We start from the raw sequence: 18,251 nt of genomic DNA, 5'->3' as shown, positions 1-18,251 counted from the left end.
GTGATAAAGCTGCTGTAAAAACAGATATCCGATATTCAAGTTTGTACTAGAAGAAACAAGGTCGTTGTTGAGTTTGATTTTTTCAGCAAAATCGATTTTCACCTCCATAGTCACCTTGCCATTTTTTTCTTCATCATTATACTTAGTAACTTGTTCCTTGGCATAAGCCAAAGGATCATCTGTAATCTTTAGCAGTTCAGAATGTTTACCAATTCTAGCGATATTCTTTGTTGTGGTTTTATTACCGTTACGGTAGCCCTTTTGCACAAAGTAGGTTGGGTCTTTTGATTTCTTATCATAATTTAATTTCATAGCCTATTATATCACAATATACAACTCCGTACAACATATAAAACTGAAAAATTTGACAAAAAAATAAGCCTTAAAGGCCTAAATACAGCATTCTATAAAAAAATATCATTTACAAGTGTCGAAAACCCGTATCCAAAACTGTAATTGAGGCAATGAAGACTCACGGCTGTTTTGACGGTATGCCAGATGACAATCAATTATCCCTATTCTCGTTTGCATAAACGTAGGCAATGTGTTATAATATAATAGTTAATAGGTTAAGACATAAGGAGTGGGGGTTCCCACTCTTTGTTATTGTAATTCTATATGTTTTCTTCTGTGCGTTATTTTGAGTACATAAATTGAATTTAAATGCATTAACAATATAAATTATAATGGTGAAAAATGAAAGCAGGTGGCTTATGAAAAAGAAAAAAGTCGTAGATGTTGTGGCGGAAATCGTTGAACCGTTTGCGAAGGCTCAAGGGATGGAGTTTCTAGATGTAGAATTTGTCAAAGAGGGACCATACCGTTATTTACGTGTAACTATAGATAAAGAGGATGGCGTTTCTCTAGATGATTGTCAGCTGGTCAGTCAACATCTCAATAGTAAATTGGATTCTATTGATCCGATTGAGGAACAATACTTTTTAGAGGTAACATCCCCAGGGGTAGAGAGAACTTTAAAAAAAGATTATGACTTTGAACGGTTTAAAGATAGAGAAATTCAGTTAAAGCTCTACCAACCCTTTGAAGGACAAAAAGTTATAAATGGGGTTTTATTGGGATTGGTTGATGATAATATTATGATTAAAAATGAAGCAATGGGTGAGGTCGCGATTCCTAAAAGTAAGGTTTCTGTGGCAAAACTTGTTGTAGAATTTGAATAGGAGGGATAAAGACGTGAAAACAGAACTTCTTATTGCATTGGAACAATTGGTTAAAGAAAAGGGTCTTGCCATGGATATGCTTTTCGATGTTATTGAAGATGCAGTGATCAAAGCTTATAAGAACAATTTTGGTGCAACTCATAACGTTGAAGTTGAATTAAATCGTGAAACGGGCGAAATTAATGTCTATTCTGTGAGAATTGTTGCAGATGAAGTTTTCGATGAAATAACGCAGATTTCTGTTGATGAAGCTAAGAAATTGGATAAGGATTTTGAAAGTGGCGATATTGTCAAAGAGAAAGTAACGCCAAGGGACTTTGGCAGAATTGCTGCACAATCGGCTAAACAGGTTGTGGTGCAAAAGATAAGAGAAGCTGAGCGCTGTGTCATCTATGATGAATTTGCAAGCAGGGAAAGTGAAATTGTAAATGGCGTGATTCATAGAATCGCAAAAGGCACCATTTACATCAATCTGGGCAGAACTGAAGCGATGCTAGCACCAAATGAACAAATTCCATCAGAGGAGTATGTTCAAGGAGAACGTATAAAAACGTATATCACTGAGGTTAAGAATGCAACAAAAGGACCACAAATCTATGTTTCGAGAACACATCCAGGTCTTGTAAAGCGTTTATTCGAACTTGAAGTACCTGAAATATTCGATGGCGAAGTTGAAGTGAAAAACATTTCTAGAGAGCCAGGTTCAAGAACTAAAATTGCTGTCTATTCAAGCAATCCAGATTTAGATCCTGTTGGTGCATGTGTTGGACAAAAGGGTCATCGCGTTCAAAACATTGTTGATGAGCTTCAGGGGGAGAAAATTGATATTATTGAATGGCATGAAAATCCAGCTATTTTAATCTCAAATGCGCTTAGTCCTTCTAAGGTAATGCGAGTTGAAGTCGATGAAGAAGACAACTCTGCACTTGTGGTTGTCCCTGACTATCAATTATCACTTGCGATTGGAAAAGAAGGTCAGAATGCGCGTTTAGCAGCTAAATTAACAGGCTGGAAGATTGATATTAAAAGTGAAACTCAGTATAAAAATTATTTGCGTGAAATTGGTGAATATGAAGAAGTATACGGAGATGATGAATAATTATGAAGAAAATACCAATGAGAAAATGTATTGGTTGCGGTGAGCAAAAGCCCAAAAAAGAACTCATTAGAGTTGTAAAAAATAAAGAGGATGAAGTCTTCGTTGATTTTACTGGAAAAGCAAATGGTCGAGGTGCTTACATCTGTAAAGATAAAAAGTGTTTTGATCAAGCGATTAAAAAGAATGCATTTAACCGTGCTTTTGAGACTCAAATTGATAATTCTGTTTTTGATGCACTCAAGGAGAAGTTAGATGATCATGAATAACGTTTTAACGCTTATTGGATTCGCAAAAAAATCTGGAAATTTAGTATTAGGTGAAACCCTTTGTACTGAGGGCATAAAACGCAAAAAAATTTCACTGATGATCATTGCAAGTGATCTCAATGAAACAACTACTAAACAAATAATCCAGTTGTGCGAATCGGAAGACGTTGCTTATAAAATCCTTTTTACTAAGGATGAATTGTCAAAAGCAATTGGCAAAGAGAACTATGGTTTGTTCGGAATTTCAAACAAAAAATTTTCTAGAGCATTGATTGAAAAAATTGATGTTTTATAACACGGAGGTGAAGCTATGTCAAAAATCCGAATATATGAATTAGCAAAGGAATTAAACAAATCCAATAAAGAGGTTCAAGATGCAGCAACAAAATTAGGTCTTGAAATCAAATCTCACATGAGTACTTTAGAGGATAACGAAGTTACAAAATTGAGGAGTAACTTCAAGCCTAAAACAGCAGCGACAGATCAAACTCAAACAAAACCTGCTGAAAAACATCACAAGATCATTTATGATCGTACTAAAGAGATCAAAGAAGAAGAAAACAAAAAACACACAAAAAGTTATAGCAGCGATACACGCAATAAATCGTATGATAACCGGTCCAATAATCGACCAACGGATGCTAGATCAACTACAGCTGCAACTAGTACCGGTGATCCTAAAACAACTGATACTAGAAGCACTGATAATCGACCAAGAACAAATGATAATCGACCAAGAACTTACGATAATAGATCAGGCGATCAGAGAACGGGCGGTTATAACCAAAATAGAAGCTACGACAATCGAAACAATGACAATCGGACTTCTACACCAAGGCCAGCATCTGATAGACCAGCATCTGATAGACCCGCATCAGATAGACCAGCGGGTGATAGACCTGCTTCTGATAATAGAAATCGGAATTATGATAATCGCAACAGAAGTTATGATAATAGACCAACAGGTGATAGACCAGCGGGTGATAGACCAGTATCTGATAGACCAGCATCTGATAACAGAACCTATAATAATAACCGCAGTTATGACAATAGAAACAATGCAAATCGAACTGGGGATCAAAAACCAGGTGGTTATAATCAAAATCGCAGCTATGATAATCGTTCGGGCGATAGACCAGCAGGCGACAGACCAGCAGGTGATAGACCAACAGGTGACAACCGAAATAGAAGCTATGACAACCGTAGTCCAAGGCCGGCAGGTGATAGACCGACAGGCGATAGACCAACGGGCGATAATCGTAATCGGACGTATGATAATAGAACCTCAAGTGGTGCAACTCGCGAGGGTGGATACAAGCCAAGAGAGGGTGGGTATAAACCAAGAGAAGGTGGATACAAACCAAGAGAAGGCGGTTCAAGTACTGGAGGGACAAGCAGTAGTGGTAATAATAGAGGTCCAAGTAATTATCAAGGCCGTGATAATAGGGGGCCAAATAAGAAAGTAGATTCATCTATTAAATCCATTACTTCTGAAATTCAAGAAAAAACACCAAAGAAGAAAAAACCTAAAAAAGATAAGATTGTTGTGACTTTTGACCAAGATAAATTGGAAAACAAATCTAAAAAAGCTAAAAAATTACTCAAAGAAGAAATTTCTGTTAAAGAAGTCGATCCGCGTAGAAACTTTAACTTTGGAAAGAAGACAAAACAGAAAAAAGTTAAGTATAAACAACAGTTTGAAAAAGAGAAAACAGAAAAATTGGATGAGAGATTGGCGAAAGAAATTTTGCAAGTTGAAATCCCGATCACAGTAAAAGAATTTGCTGAAAAGATCAATAAAGGCATTAATGAAGTCATCATGAAACTTATGGAATTAGGAACGATGGCAACCATTAATCAGGAACTTGACTTTGAACTGGCAGAGTTGTTGGCTTTAGAATACAATATTGAGCTTGAACAACTTGTTGTAGAAGAAGAAGATCTTGTTGAACTATTCGAGCTTGATTCTGAAGATAGACCAGAGGACATGGTTAAAAGAGCGCCTGTAGTTACCGTTATGGGTCACGTCGATCATGGTAAAACATCTTTGCTGGATGCTATTCGAGATACAGGTGTTGCTGATGGCGAGGCTGGTGGTATCACACAGCACATTGGTGCTTCTGAAATTGTTCATAAAGGCGAGAAAATTGTATTCTTAGATACACCTGGTCATGAGGCGTTTACTTCGCTTCGAGCTAGAGGGGCTAAGGTTACGGATATTGCAATTTTAGTTGTTGCAGCAGATGATGGTGTCATGCCTCAAACCATTGAAGCGATTGACCATAGTAAAGCTGCAAAGGTACCGATCATAGTTGCAATCAATAAAATTGATAAGCCAAATGCCAATACAGATCGTGTAAAGCAAGAACTTGCCGATCGTGGTGTACTCATTGAAGAATGGGGCGGCGATGTTATTGCAGTACCAGTTTCTGCAAAAACAGGTGAAGGTCTTGATAAATTACTTGAGATGGTATTGCTCGTTGCAGAAGTGCTTGAATTAAGAGCGAATCCAAATCGTTTAGGTGTGGGTTCTGTCATAGAAGCAAAAGTTGTCAAAGGTCGCGGTACCGTTACAACAATCATCCTTGAAAAAGGTCAAATGTGTGTTGGCGATCCTATCGTTGCAGGTGCATCTGCTGGTAAAATAAAAGCAATGTACAATGATAAAGGGAAGAAAGTCAAAAAAATCGGACCTTCTACAACAGTGGAAATCGATGGATTGTCTGATATCCCACAAGCAGGAGATCAAATCTTTGTGACACCAGATGAGAAAACCGCTAAAGTGTTTGCAGATCGAAATGCAATTCAAGTTAGAGAAAAATCGCTCAGTAAAAATAGCGGTCTTACACTGGAAGAATTATTTGAAAAAATTCAGCAAGGTGAAATCAAAGATCTTAACATTATCGTTAAGGCCGATGTTCAAGGTTCGGTTGAAGCGATTAAACAATCGCTCCTTAAAATTAAGAACGAAGAAGTACGTGTCAATATTCTCCATGCAAGTGTGGGTGCAATCTCTGAGACGGATGTCGTATTAGCATCTGCTTCAAGCGCCATTATTATTGGCTTTAACGTAAGACCATCTTCAAACGTATCTTATATTGCGGATCAAGAAGGTGTCAGTATCAGGACGTATAGTATTATTTACGATGCAATTAATGATGTTGAAACGGCAATGAAGGGTATGTTAAAACCTACTTTCAAAGAAGTTGTACTTGGTAGAATTCAAGTGCGTGCAACATTCAAGGTGCCTAATATCGGTACGATTGCAGGTGGATATGTGACAACGGGTAAAGTAACACGTAATGCTCAAGTTCGACTTATTCGTGAAGGGATTGTTATCTTTGAAGGTAAAATTTCATCACTTAAGCGATTTAAAGATGATGCAAAAGAGGTTAATACTGGATATGAATGTGGTATTGGTCTTGAAAAATATGATGATTTGAAAGAAAATGATGAGATAGAAGCATTCATCATGGAAGAAGTCAAAAGAGATCTATAAGATATATCTCAGCGATGAGTGTATTGAGAATGGACCATCAGGCACTGATGGTCCATTCTATAAACACAGAAAAGAAAGTGGGTGTTTATATGTCTAAATCTAGAAATAAACGCATAAATGAAGAAATAAAGAAAATTGTGAGTCACATTATTATGTTTGATCTCAAGGATCCTAGGGTATCGAAACTTGCTTCAGTGACTTATGTAGATGTTACGAATGATCTTAGATACGCAACGATCTATATCAGTGTATTTGATCCAAATCACAATACACAGCAAACGATTGACGGTCTCAATAGTGCAAAAGGGTTTATTCGAAAAGAAATTGGAAAAGGTATAAAGCTAAGATATACACCTGAACCTATTTTCAAGCAAGATACATCTATTGAGCACGGAATGCATATTAATGATATCATTGGTTCGCTTAATATAAAACAAGATGAAGCCGAAATTACGGATGAAACAATGATTTCAGATGATTTTGATGACGACGACGATGACGATGAAAATGATGAAGAATAATATTTGAGGAAACTAAAATGAATACAAAATTTGAGGCTTTAAAAAATCATATAGTAGAAGAAAATGTTCATACAATTTTGATTTTTCCTCATACACTACCTGATGGTGATACTTTAGGTTCAGCAATAGGGATGTATCATTTAATTAAAGACTTTAATAAAACAGGGTATATTGTCTTAGATGACGATATACCTTCTAATTTATTGTTTTTATTTGAGGAAAACAAAGGCATTGTTATCACTTTGGAAGAAGCAAAAAAACTTAAATACGAACTGATTATTATTGTGGATACTGGAGAATTAAAATTAATTGGAGACAGAACAGTACTTATGTCATCAGAGGTTCCGACGATCAGTATAGATCACCATATTACCAATCAAGAATTTGCCGATTTGAATATAATAGAATCTGAAGCATCTTCAACAGGAGAAATCGTTTATAAAATATCCGAATATTTCAACTTGGAACTGGATATTTTTGCTGCTCAAGGTCTTTATGCAGCCATTGTTACAGATACAGGAAGCTTTAGATATTCTAACACGCGTCCTTATACATTTGAAGTTTGTAAGGCGCTGGTAGAGCACAAATTTGATTTCAATCGACTTAATGTCGAAATTTTCCAAAACAAATCCTTTGAAAAATTATTATTACTTAACAAAGTTTTTGATACATTGTCGCTTCATTTTGATGGCAAATGTGCAATCGTAAAGCTATCTGAAGTATTGAAAAGACAATTAGTCTTTGAAACCTATGACACAGATGGTGTTGTTGAGTATGTAAGAGATATTAAAGGCGTAGAGGTTGTCGTTTTTATTAAGCATATAGATCAGTGTGAATATAAGATTTCAATGAGATCCAAAAATGAGTTCGATGTCAGTAGGGTAGCGGTTGCTTTAGGTGGTGGCGGTCATAAAAAGGCCGCGGGTTTTAAAGCCGTGGGCAGTGATCTTGAGATCGAAAATGCAATTCTTAAGATGATAGGAGAGTCCTTATAATGTCTCAAGAAATTAATGGTATCATCGTTATAGACAAACCAAAAGACATGACTTCTCATGATGTTGTAGCCATTTTGCGCAAAAGGTTAAAGACCAAGAAAATTGGTCACACTGGAACTTTAGATCCAATGGCCACAGGTGTCTTGCCAATTTGTATAGGGCGTGCAACTAAAATAGTAGATTTTCTACTTGAAAATGTAAAAGGTTACCATTGCGAAATGTGCTTAGGGTCTGCTACTGATACTCAAGATCGCTGGGGTGTGGTGACGCATCAAGTAGCAGATCCTAATTTTCAAATTGATAAAGAAAGCGTTGTAGAAGTTGTTGAAAGTTTTATCGGCGAAATTGATCAAGTACCACCGATGTATAGTGCTTTAAAAATAAATGGCGCAAAATTGGTTGACCTTGCTCGAAAAGGGATTGTCGTTGAAAGAGAAGCGCGGAGAAGAACCATTTATAAAATCGAAAACATAGTTGTAAGACAACATACAATAGAGTTTGATGTTGCATGTTCGAAGGGGACGTACATCAGAACTTTGTGTCACGACATCGGATTGACCTTAGGATGTTATGGACATATGACAGAACTCAGAAGAACGATGTCTGACCCCTTTAAACTGGAACGTGCTGTGCCAATTGATCTGATCGATTTGGATATGATATCAACACATTTGGTGTCCATAGAGGATGCGCTTTCTTTTATGGAACAGATTGTACTACCAGATTCAATAAAATATCATAAACTCATTCAAAATGGTGTTAAAATTCAATTAGACTCATTCAAAGATGAGATTCAATTGAAAAATGCTAAAAAGTTTTATAGAATATATGTAGGCCTTACTTTTTACGGTATCGCTGAAAATACAGATAAGGGATTGTTCATGAAGAAACTATTATAAGTGAGACAATCGTTAAAGAATAGGTGCTTTTATGAAGATTTATTTTGAACTAGAGGAAATTGATGTACAGAAAAATGCCACTTCAGTGGCACTTGGAACATTTGATGGGTTGCATATTGGACACATGGAAGTTCTAAGCGAAATGAAAAAAGCAGCTGAGAGCAGAGGCTTAAAAACTTTTGTCTATACTTTTTCGAATCATCCTAGAGAGGTATTGACACCCAATAATGTACCCCCTAAGATTATGGATGTGGATGAAAAGACTCAGATTTTTACACGGTTTGGATTGGATTATCTCGCTCTGATTAAGTTTGATGAAGATCAGCTCAAAATAGAACCAGAAGATTTTATTAAGGACGTTCTCATTGGAAAACTCAATATGAAACATCTCACTGTGGGGTATGATTATCGATTTGGCAGAAAAGCCCGAGGGGATATCAATATGCTTATAGAATTTTCAAAAGTATATGACTATACCTTTGAAATTGTTGAGCCTATTATGAAGAATGATATTAGAATTTCATCCACGCTCATCCGAGAACTTTTAAATGAAGGCAAAATTGTTGAAGCCAATTTTTACCTTGGGAGAAAACATTTTGTCAAAGGGATGGTTGTCGAAGGCAAAAAAGTGGGCAGAACAATTGGCATCCCAACCGCTAATCTCAGAATAAAAGAGAATATCAGCACGATTAAACCTGGGGTCTATATTACGGAAACCCTCTATAAAAATACGGTTTATAAAAGTGTCACCAATGTAGGCTATAATCCAACTTTCGATCAAGTGGGACTTAACATGGAAACCTATATTTTTGACTTTAATCAAGTTTTATATGGACAGCAAATTGAAGTTCATTTTATTAAAAGACTCAGAGATGAGATGAAGTTTGAAACGGTGGACGAACTTGTTGTCAAAATGCAAAGTGATTTAAGAATGGCAGATGAATATTTTAAAACACACTTGCCGAAGTAGCCTAATAGTGATATAATTCTAATGTTGTATACCGCTTGCTCTGTTGCTCGAGACTCCGACGACTACATAGCTTGTGGGCTAAATTATGAATGGAGGCAATAAACATGATTACAAAAGAAAACAAACAAGAAATTATTGAGAAATTCAAAACACATCCAACGGACACTGGTTCTCCAGAAGTTCAAATTGCACTTTTAACTTTTAGAATCAATGACTTAAATGAGCATTTAAAAGCACATAAAAAAGATCATCATTCAAGAAGAGGTCTTTTGAAAATGGTCGGTCAAAGAAGAAACCTTTTGACTTACTTGAAAGACAACAATCTTGATAAATACAGAGGCTTAATTCAAGAATTAGGGTTAAGAAAATAGTGTGAGACAAAGGTAGATTGTATAATCTACCTTTTTTTTGAACTGTGGACATTAAAAGATTTAATCCTTTATATTTGTGCGTTAATTTAGTATAATATAAAGGGTAAGTAAATTTACTAAAAACATTATCTAGGAATTTATCTTAAAATCCTACTTATTTGAAGTGAGCTCTCAGTTTTATGTTCACAAATGTCATTGAGCGTTGATTTGAAATAAGTAGGATAAATTCTGTGCGGTAATGTCAAATTATTAGGAGGCATTATGATTAAAGAAGTAAGAATTTTTGAAAAAGAAATCGCTGGAAGACTGTTTAAAGTAGAGCTTGGAAAAATGGGCAATTTGGCTAATGGTTCGGCACTTGTAAGCTATGGTGAAACTGTGATTTTGGTCACTGCTGTAGCAACTAAAAAACCGAGAACGGGAATTGATTTCTTTCCATTAACCGTTGAGTTTGAAGAAAAATTATATTCAGTAGGTAAAATTCCTGGAGGATTTATTAAGAGAGAAGGCAGACCTTCTGAAAGAGCAGTGCTGACAGCGAGAATGATCGACAGACCTATTCGTCCGCTTTTTCCTGATGGCATGAAAAATGATGTTCAAGTAACGGCGACTGTATTATCGGTAGATCAAGATTGTACACCAGATACGTTGGCGATGAATGGCACTTCAATTGCACTTGGGATTTCAGATATTCCGTTTAACGGACCAGCAGCAGCGGTTATCGTTGGATATGTGGATGATAAATTGATCATTAATCCAACGGTTGATCAAATGGAACAATCGAGATTACATCTTGTGGTTTCTGGAACAAAAGAAGCTGTGGTTATGGTTGAAGCAGGGGCTGATATTCTATCAGAAGACATTGTGCTTGAAGCGATCATGTTTGGACATGAAACGATTAAAGAAATCTGTGAGTTTATCGAAATGATCAACAAAGAGGTTGGAAAGCCGAAATTTAATATTGAAATCCCAGAAATTGATTCAACTTATGTGAGAGAAATCTATGATTTCTTAGCAGAGAGAATGGATAAAGCGGTTAGGATTCAGGACAAATATGATCGTAATGAAGCATTAGATGAACTTAAAGATGAGATGATTGCCCATTTTGAAGAAACTCATCCAGAGGATAAAGATTTCTTAAAAGAGCAATTTAAAGCGATAGAGAAAAATATTGTCAGAAAAATGATTATAAATGAGGGCGTTAGACCAGATGGTAGAGGGATTAAAGACATTCGTCCAATTTCAAGTGAAGTGGGTCTATTGCCTAGAACACATGGATCGGGGCTCTTTACAAGAGGGTTGACACAAGCACTTTCAATCACAACTTTGGGTGCGCTTGGAGAAGCTCAACGTATTGATGGATTAGGGCTTGAAGAGACAAAACGCTATATGCATCATTATAACTTCCCTCCTTTTTCAGTTGGTGAGACGGGCATGAATAGAGTTAATAGAAGAGCAGTGGGTCATGGCGCATTAGGGGAAAGAGCTTTAATACCGGTATTACCATCAGAAGTAGATTTTCCGTATGCTATTAGAGTAGTGTCAGAAGTAGTCACTTGTAATGGATCGAGCTCGCAAGCAAGTATCTGCGGAAGCACATTATCGTTACTCGATGCGGGTGTACCTCTTAAAGACTCTGTTGCTGGTATTGCAATGGGATTGATTCAAGAAGACGATAAAATTTCTATCTTAACAGATATTCAGGGTATGGAAGATGCACTCGGCGATATGGACTTTAAAGTGGCGGGTACAAAGGATGGTATTACAGCACTTCAAATGGACATCAAAGTAGATGGTCTTGATAAAGCATTGCTTGAAAATGCGCTTGCACAAGCTAAAGAAGGACGTCTGTTTATCTTAAGCAAAATGGCTGAAGTCATTAAGGCGCCAAATCCAGAAATGTCCAAGTATGCACCTAGAGTGTTTAGTATTAAGATCAATCCAGATAAAATTAGAGATGTTATTGGACCAGGTGGTAAGGTCATTACGAGAATTACTTCTGCTTATAATGTTAAGATCGATATTTCAGATGATGGATCCGTTTTGATTACTGCTAATGATGGTATTGGTGGCGAAAAGGCACTTGCAGAAATTGAAGGGATCACGAAAGAACCAATAGTCGGTGCAGTTTTCACTGGTAAAGTGACACGCTTGATGAAATTTGGTGTGTTTGTTGATTTAGGTTTTGGAAAAGAAGGCTTATGTCACATATCGCAAATTGACACGAAACGTGTTGCCAAAGTGGAAGATGTATTAAACATTGGGGACGAAGTAACGGTTAAAATCATAGAGATTGATGATCAGGGTAGAATCAACTTATCTAGAAAAGTCTTATTGGAAGAAAATAAAACTGAAGCATAGATTGATGTATTTTCATAAGCAAAGAGATAAAGATAATATTTGCCTTAGTGCAAGTATTATCTTTCTTAATGTTAAATCATTAGTCAAAAGTCAAATATTGTAGCAAAATTAAAATGTACAAAGATGAGGTGGCAGTTTGCATAATAAAATGCAATTGAGTAATGGGCTGAATGTGGTATACCAAAAATTAGAAGGCTACAAATCCGTATGTGTTGGCGTATGGATCAAGGCGGGGTCGGCAAACGAGTCTAAATGCAATAATGGTATTTCTCACTTTATAGAACATATGATGTTCAAAGGAACAAAGACGAGATCCGCTAAAGACATCGCTTTAATTATCGACGGTATAGGTGGCGAAATCAATGCGTACACAGCCAAAGAATGTACTTGTTATTACACGAAACTTTTAGGAGAAGATCTCGAAGTGGGCTTTGATGTGTTGTCAGACATGATACAACATTCTACGTTTGAATCTGAGCATATTGAAGTAGAAAAAACAGTTATATTAGATGAAATCAATATGTATGAAGATTCTGCTGAAGATTTGGTTGAAGATATTTTGACGGGTATTACTTTTGGAGATCATGCTTTGTCATTGCCTATCTTAGGAACAAAAGAGACGGTGTCAAACTTTAAAAGAGAAGATCTTATATCGTATTATTCAGATTTTTATGTAGCCAATAATGCGGTTATTTCAATTGCGGGTGCCTTTGATGAAGTTGAGCTTAAAAGACTTTGTGAAAAATACTTTGGCGCAATGGTTCAGAATGATAGATTGGCATCAAATGTCATAGGGCCCAAGTTTCATTCTGAATTTGGATATAAGTATAAAGATAATGAGCAAATTCAAGTTTCTATAGACATGCCAGGTGTCCCTTATGATGATGACAGAAGCTATGATTTGATGTTACTTTCAAACGTATTTGGTGGTACCAACAGCAGTTTGCTGTTTCAAAAAATTCGTGAAGAAGCGGGATTATCATATTCCATTTTTAGTCAACCCAGTTTCTATGATGATATAGGCACGATGAATATAAGTTTTGGTGTTTCCAAAGAAAATCTTGAACAAACGATTAAGTTAATTATCGAGACGATCAATCAAATAAAGCAAAATCGACTTACGGATGAAGCGGTAGAACATGCGCGAGCTCATTTGAGAGGGAGTTTTGTACTGGGTCTTGAAGGGACAGATAACTATATGGACTTGATTGGACGCTTAGAGCTCTTTACTCAAAAAGAAAAAAGCCTTGATGAGATGATGGCTAAAATAAACAACATTAAAACAGAAACCGTTAACGCGTTAATTGACCTCTGTTTTGAAAAAGATAAAATTGCACTTGCTATTGTGGGAGATATTGATAAGGCATCCACAGAAAAGCTTTTCAACATGTTGAAAAACGACATCTTAACCCTCACTTAAAATATAAAATTTGATGTTTGTTGTGAAAAATTGATATAATAGACTATAGGGTTGCGTGCTGTGAACCAGCACGCAACAGTATGTATTACTGGAGGTTGCTATGACTGTAAAAATTGTAAATAAATCAAATAATCCATTACCCAATTATCAAACACTGGGTTCATCAGGAATGGATCTTTTGTCTAATAATGAAATTGAAATAATCATAAACCCAATGGAGAGAACTTTAGTGCCAACAGGACTATTTATGGAAATACCAGTTGGATATGAAGGTCAAGTGAGAGCAAGATCGGGGTTGTCTATCAAAAATGGCATTACACTTGTCAATTGTGTTGGTACAATTGACAGCGATTATCGAGGTGAATTAAGAGTTCCAATCATCAATCTAGGCAATGAGCCCTTTAAAATATCAAAAGGGGATCGAATTGCACAGCTTATTATTACAAAATATGAAAGAGTTTTATGGGATCAAGTGGATTCGGTGGAAGAGACGGATAGAGGCACCGGTGGATTTGGTTCTACTGGCGTTTAAAGCCGTTTCAACATTATAAAAAAAGTTTTTATTCTAAAGTTATTATTCTAATAGTATAGAGGTAAAAATGTCGATTATTGTGCAAAAATACGGTGGAACCTCAGTATCCACTGATGAAGGTAGAAATATTATTGTATCAAATGCTAAAAAAGTTATTTCAAGTGGCGATCAATTGGTGATTGTGGTCTCTGCAATGGGCAGAATGGGTGCGCCGTATGCAACGGATACTCTGATTCATATGTATCAACAACCACATTATGAAATGAACACGATAGATCTCGATTTGTTGATGAGTTGCGGAGAGACCATCTCTGCAGCTTATATCTCCAACTGGTTGAGAGGTCAAGGGATAAAAGCAAGAGCGTTAACGGGATATCAGGCAGGGATCATAACGGATAATATTGCAGGAAATGCCACAGTGAAAAAGGTTAATACCGAAAATATTACAAAGCATTTAGATCGGGGATACGTGGTAATCGTAACGGGTTTCCAAGGTATATCTGAATTAGGTGATATTACAACACTGGGAAGAGGTGGTTCCGATACCACAGCTGCAATTTTAGGGGAAGTTCTTGCTGCGGAATATATTGAGATTTATACGGATGTTGATGGTGTCATGACGGCTGATCCAAGACACGTGGGAGATGCTAAGGTTTTAAATAAAATCAGTTACGAAGAAATGCATCAAATGGCACTTGACGGTGCTAAAGTTGTAGATCCAAAAGCTGTGGCGATTGCGAAGAGAAGTAATAGGCCTTTAATCATAAAAAACACATTCTCTGAAAGTTCAGGCACGCTTATTTATGGGGCGCATGTTCCTGAGGTAAAAAAAATAGTGACAGCGGTTGCCTATAAAAACGATATTATACAAGTTAAGGTTAAAGTTGATAATTATGATCCTAGATTTGAAAGGCTACTTCAAGATATTGAAAAGGCGAATATCTCTATTGATCTTATCAGCTTTCTAGAAAATGAAAAAATCTTTACGGTGGATCATATACATCATATTACGATGCTCAATTTGACAAGTGCATTGGATTTGACGACTCAAATTACAGAAGCTTGTTCTAAAGTAACCGTTATCGGGCATGGCATTCATGGTGTACCGGGTGTGATGAAACGCGTGGCGTTGGCCTTGACACTTAATAAGGTGAATATATTACAAACGGCTGACTCCTACACGACCATATCTTGTTTAGTGAGAGAGCAGGAATTAACGAAGGCAATACAGGCATTACATGATGAATTTGGACTAAACGATTAGACGGAGGTGATCTTTTGGCTACCCCAAAGACAACCAAGAGAACGACAACTAGAAAGAAAGCATCTACCACAAGTAGAAGTAATACTGCAGCAAAAAAGCCTGCCAAGAAAACAGCGAAAGAGCTGGAACATCATTATAAAGTAACCTATGAGCTTAAAATTATAGCTTTAGTTGCATTTACGCTGTTTACAATGTTGAGTCTATACACTTCAACCGTGGGACAGTTTGGACATGCTATTAAAAACATTTATTTAGGTTTATGTTCTTATGTGGGGTTTATTCTGCCCGTTTTTATATTTATTTATATTTTTGTGCACATCAATATGAATTTTAGACCTGCAAGGAATCGAATTTATATTGCGATGTCACTTATTCTGCTGGGTGCAATGCTTTTGACAACGATGATGGTTTTTTCGGGTGTGGAAAGAGAACTTTTTAAAGTGGATTCAAATTTTGGAACAGCACAGCAGTATAAAGTGACCTTTGATAGAAGTGTCCTCCTTAAAGGTGGCGGTGTGATGGGTGAACTGGTTACATTTGGTGTGCTCAAACTGATTGGCAATATAGGCGCATTTATTTTGATCATCGTTTCTTTTGTTTCGGGATTCATCGTCTGGACTCGAATATCACTTCATGATTTATGGGATGAGAAACGCAAGAAGCAACTTGAGAAAAAACAGATTAAGCAAGAAGAACTGGCTAGATTGATGGAAGCCAGAGCTACAGCGGCTGCCGCTCGACCTGAAACGGTATCAAAACCTCAAAAAGCATCTCCTCTAAAAGAAGCATCACAACATACTATAGAAGCAGATTCTGAACATTTTTTAAATACTCTAGATACTTTTAGAAAAGCTTCGAGAAAAAAAGATGTTAAAGCATTTGATTATGATTCATATGATAACGCGGATAAACAAAAGGTTCAAGCAAATGAGGCGAAGGTAGAGACGAAGATAGAACCAAAGTTAGAGATGAATTCAGCTGTAACATCGACGGGAAAAGTTACACCTACTCCTATTATGCCTCAACCGGTTCATCACTCCGCACCAGAATTGGTTATGTCAGGTGTTAAATCTATTTTTAAAGGCGGATCAAAACTGGAACCTGAAATGGAACCCAATGGGGCATACAGTAGTGAACCTGTGATTGAGTCTAAGGCAACTGAAAATGTAACGACAGCCGAAAGTCCGTTAAATATGAGCCCTCAGCCGGAGGTGCAAGATAAGAAAGTGGTCAAGATAAAAGAAAAGGATATTGAGCCTGAAGTCAGACAAAATGTCCATGATGAAATCAAAGAAAATATCGCTAAACCCGTAGAACATTACGTCTTGCCACCGATCACTTTACTTAATGAAAATAAAAACGCTAAACTTTTAGACAATCAAGAAGAATACATTGAAATGGCCAAATTGCTAGAAGAAACGCTTGTCAATTTCAATGTTGAAGCAAAAGTGGTTTCTGTTAAGCGTGGTCCTTCCATTACTATGTTTGAAGTGCAGTTAAGCCCTGGCGTTAAGGTCAGTAAAATTGTAGGATTAAGTGAAGATATAGCGCTTAATTTAGCGACGAGTCATGTGCGAATTGCACCGATACCAGGAAAAGCCGCTATTGGGATAGAAGTGCCTAATAAAGTGACATCCATGGTGACGATAAAAGAAGTGCTTAATTCGCCAGAATTTAAAAAACAAACGTCTAAGATCACCATAGGATTGGGCAAAGACATATCTGGAAATGCAATTGTGGGCGACCTCGCGAGTATGCCACATCTGCTGATTGCTGGTGCGACTGGTTCGGGTAAATCAGTCTGTATCAATACGATTATTTCAAGTATTTTATTTAACGCAAGACCAGATGAAGTTAAATTTTTAATGATAGATCCAAAGGTAGTTGAACTCAGTACTTACAATGGCATTCCGCATTTAATTTTGCCAGTTGTGACGGATCCTAAAAAGGCATCTATAGCACTTAATTGGGCTGTAAATGAAATGACCCGGCGCTACAAGTTGTTTGCAGAACAAACTGTTCGTGACATGAAGGGTTACAACAAAAAAGCAGAACTTCAAGGCATAGAACTTTTACCCCAAATTGTCGTGATCATCGATGAACTTGCGGACTTGATGATGGTAGCGCCAAATCAAGTCGAAGATGCGATCTGTAGGCTCGCTCAAATGGCTAGAGCTGCTGGAATCCATTTAATTGTAGCAACTCAGCGGCCTTCTGTTGATGTTATAACAGGATTGATCAAAGCCAATATTCCTTCGAGAATTGCGTTTTCAGTTTCTTCTTCTATTGACTCCAGAACCATAATTGATATGGGTGGAGCAGAAAAGCTATTAGGAAAAGGCGACATGCTCTTCTATCCAGTGGGTGCGGCGAAACCTAAACGGACACAGGGCGCTTTTATGTCAGATGAAGAAGTAGAGGGCGTTGTCGACTTTATTAAAAACCAATCTTTAGAGGTGTCCTACAATGAAGCGATATTAGATGAAGTCCAAAGTGTGGAGCAAGATTTTGATGAAGCAGATGAATACCTTGAAGAGGCCATAAGAGTTGTTTTAGATTCAGGTCTGGCCTCTGCGTCCATGATGCAAAGAAAATTCAGAGTGGGATACAATAGAGCTGCTCGAATGATTGATTCGATGGAAGAACGTGGCATTATTGGGCCCTCTAGGGGCAGTAAACCCAGAGAAGTATTGATGACCCTAGCAGAATTTGATTCGATGTGTGATGTGTCAGAATTAGAGGGTGTATCCAGTCACAAAACGATTATTTCAAGTGAAGATGATTTTGATTATGACCGGTCATCGGATGACGCTATTTATGACGAAGATCTCATTGAAGAAGAGGGGATTTTACATTCTGAAGTGTAATCTATA

The 18,251-nt window shown here is 37.0% G+C and carries 14 protein-coding genes and 2 pseudogenes; 15 read left to right on the top strand and 1 reads right to left on the bottom strand.

Annotation, left to right across the window (positions count from 1 at the left end):
* Nucleotides 1-312, bottom strand: a pseudogene (locus tag F3D3_RS18185) (transposase); the annotation flags it as partial.
* 401 nt (nucleotides 313-713) lie between these two features.
* Between F3D3_RS18185 and rimP the strand changes: the two are divergent.
* The 15 genes and pseudogenes from rimP to F3D3_RS18110 all read left to right on the top strand — a co-directional run bounded on the left by rimP (nucleotide 714) and on the right by F3D3_RS18110 (nucleotide 18,245).
* The gene (gene rimP, locus F3D3_RS18180) at nucleotides 714-1,181 is read left to right on the top strand and encodes a ribosome maturation factor RimP (RefSeq protein WP_069875874.1); all 468 of its coding nucleotides are present in this window, start codon (nucleotides 714-716) and stop codon (nucleotides 1,179-1,181) included.
* A gap of 13 nt (nucleotides 1,182-1,194) precedes the next feature.
* On the top strand, nucleotides 1,195-2,280 hold the full coding sequence (gene nusA / locus F3D3_RS18175) for a transcription termination factor NusA (protein ID WP_069875873.1): 1,086 nt from the start codon (nucleotides 1,195-1,197) through the stop codon (nucleotides 2,278-2,280).
* Nucleotides 2,277-2,546 (top strand): RNase P modulator RnpM, encoded by a 270-nt coding sequence (gene rnpM, locus F3D3_RS18170; protein ID WP_304456025.1) that lies wholly within the window; start codon nucleotides 2,277-2,279, stop codon nucleotides 2,544-2,546. The genes nusA and rnpM overlap by 4 nt, the downstream gene beginning before the upstream one ends.
* Nucleotides 2,533-2,841, top strand: coding sequence for a ribosomal L7Ae/L30e/S12e/Gadd45 family protein (locus F3D3_RS18165; RefSeq protein ID WP_084389151.1), 309 nt, complete (start codon nucleotides 2,533-2,535; stop codon nucleotides 2,839-2,841). Before rnpM ends, F3D3_RS18165 begins: the two co-directional genes overlap by 14 nt.
* A gap of 15 nt (nucleotides 2,842-2,856) precedes the next feature.
* Complete coding sequence (gene infB, locus F3D3_RS18160; protein WP_069875871.1) at nucleotides 2,857-6,045, top strand: translation initiation factor IF-2; 3,189 nt, start codon at nucleotides 2,857-2,859, stop codon at nucleotides 6,043-6,045.
* A gap of 89 nt (nucleotides 6,046-6,134) precedes the next feature.
* A pseudogene (rbfA, locus tag F3D3_RS18155) lies at nucleotides 6,135-6,482 on the top strand (30S ribosome-binding factor RbfA); the annotation flags it as partial.
* Nucleotides 6,483-6,583: 101 nt separating this feature from the next.
* Complete coding sequence (locus tag F3D3_RS18150; protein WP_069875870.1) at nucleotides 6,584-7,561, top strand: bifunctional oligoribonuclease/PAP phosphatase NrnA; 978 nt, start codon at nucleotides 6,584-6,586, stop codon at nucleotides 7,559-7,561.
* The gene (gene truB / locus F3D3_RS18145) at nucleotides 7,561-8,460 is read left to right on the top strand and encodes a tRNA pseudouridine(55) synthase TruB (RefSeq protein ID WP_084389150.1); all 900 of its coding nucleotides are present in this window, start codon (nucleotides 7,561-7,563) and stop codon (nucleotides 8,458-8,460) included. The genes F3D3_RS18150 and truB overlap by 1 nt, the downstream gene beginning before the upstream one ends.
* Nucleotides 8,461-8,491: 31 nt before the next feature.
* Nucleotides 8,492-9,430 carry a bifunctional riboflavin kinase/FAD synthetase gene (locus F3D3_RS18140; protein ID WP_069875869.1) on the top strand — a complete coding sequence of 313 codons (939 nt, stop codon included), beginning with the start codon at nucleotides 8,492-8,494 and terminating at the stop codon, nucleotides 9,428-9,430.
* A 104-nt stretch (nucleotides 9,431-9,534) separates the two neighbouring features.
* Nucleotides 9,535-9,801, top strand: coding sequence for a 30S ribosomal protein S15 (rpsO, locus tag F3D3_RS18135; RefSeq protein WP_069875868.1), 267 nt, complete (start codon nucleotides 9,535-9,537; stop codon nucleotides 9,799-9,801).
* Between the two features lie 261 nt (nucleotides 9,802-10,062).
* The gene (gene pnp / locus F3D3_RS18130; protein ID WP_069875867.1) at nucleotides 10,063-12,162 is read left to right on the top strand and encodes a polyribonucleotide nucleotidyltransferase; all 2,100 of its coding nucleotides are present in this window, start codon (nucleotides 10,063-10,065) and stop codon (nucleotides 12,160-12,162) included.
* A gap of 136 nt (nucleotides 12,163-12,298) precedes the next feature.
* Nucleotides 12,299-13,582 (top strand): pitrilysin family protein, encoded by a 1,284-nt coding sequence (locus tag F3D3_RS18125; RefSeq protein ID WP_069875866.1) that lies wholly within the window; start codon nucleotides 12,299-12,301, stop codon nucleotides 13,580-13,582.
* A 100-nt stretch (nucleotides 13,583-13,682) separates the two neighbouring features.
* Entirely contained in the window at nucleotides 13,683-14,114 is a 432-nt protein-coding gene (gene dut / locus F3D3_RS18120) for a dUTP diphosphatase (protein ID WP_069875865.1), read from the top strand.
* A gap of 67 nt (nucleotides 14,115-14,181) precedes the next feature.
* Nucleotides 14,182-15,378 (top strand): aspartate kinase, encoded by a 1,197-nt coding sequence (gene dapG, locus F3D3_RS18115; RefSeq protein WP_069875864.1) that lies wholly within the window; start codon nucleotides 14,182-14,184, stop codon nucleotides 15,376-15,378.
* 14 nt (nucleotides 15,379-15,392) lie between these two features.
* On the top strand, nucleotides 15,393-18,245 hold the full coding sequence (locus tag F3D3_RS18110; RefSeq protein WP_069875863.1) for a DNA translocase FtsK: 2,853 nt from the start codon (nucleotides 15,393-15,395) through the stop codon (nucleotides 18,243-18,245).
* The last annotated feature ends 6 nt before the right edge of the window (nucleotides 18,246-18,251 follow it).

Source organism: Fusibacter sp. 3D3 (assembly GCF_001748365.1).
Classification (GTDB): domain Bacteria; phylum Bacillota; class Clostridia; order Peptostreptococcales; family Acidaminobacteraceae; genus Fusibacter_A.
Note: the sequence above shows the minus strand (reverse complement) of the source record. Positions and strands in the feature narration are given on the sequence as shown.

Excerpts from the sequence above, each read along its gene's own strand:
- rimP (WP_069875874.1), top strand. The coding sequence starts at position 714 with ATGAAAAAGAAAAAAGTCGTAGATGTTGTGGCGGAAATCGTTGAACCG.
- F3D3_RS18165 (WP_084389151.1), top strand. The coding sequence starts at position 2,533 with ATGATCATGAATAACGTTTTAACGCTTATTGGATTCGCAAAAAAATCT.
- infB (WP_069875871.1), top strand. The coding sequence starts at position 2,857 with ATGTCAAAAATCCGAATATATGAATTAGCAAAGGAATTAAACAAATCC.
- F3D3_RS18150 (WP_069875870.1), top strand. The coding sequence starts at position 6,584 with ATGAATACAAAATTTGAGGCTTTAAAAAATCATATAGTAGAAGAAAAT.
- truB (WP_084389150.1), top strand. The coding sequence starts at position 7,561 with ATGTCTCAAGAAATTAATGGTATCATCGTTATAGACAAACCAAAAGAC.
- F3D3_RS18140 (WP_069875869.1), top strand. The coding sequence starts at position 8,492 with ATGAAGATTTATTTTGAACTAGAGGAAATTGATGTACAGAAAAATGCC.
- rpsO (WP_069875868.1), top strand. The coding sequence starts at position 9,535 with ATGATTACAAAAGAAAACAAACAAGAAATTATTGAGAAATTCAAAACA.
- pnp (WP_069875867.1), top strand. The coding sequence starts at position 10,063 with ATGATTAAAGAAGTAAGAATTTTTGAAAAAGAAATCGCTGGAAGACTG.
- dut (WP_069875865.1), top strand. The coding sequence starts at position 13,683 with ATGACTGTAAAAATTGTAAATAAATCAAATAATCCATTACCCAATTAT.
- dapG (WP_069875864.1), top strand. The coding sequence starts at position 14,182 with ATGTCGATTATTGTGCAAAAATACGGTGGAACCTCAGTATCCACTGAT.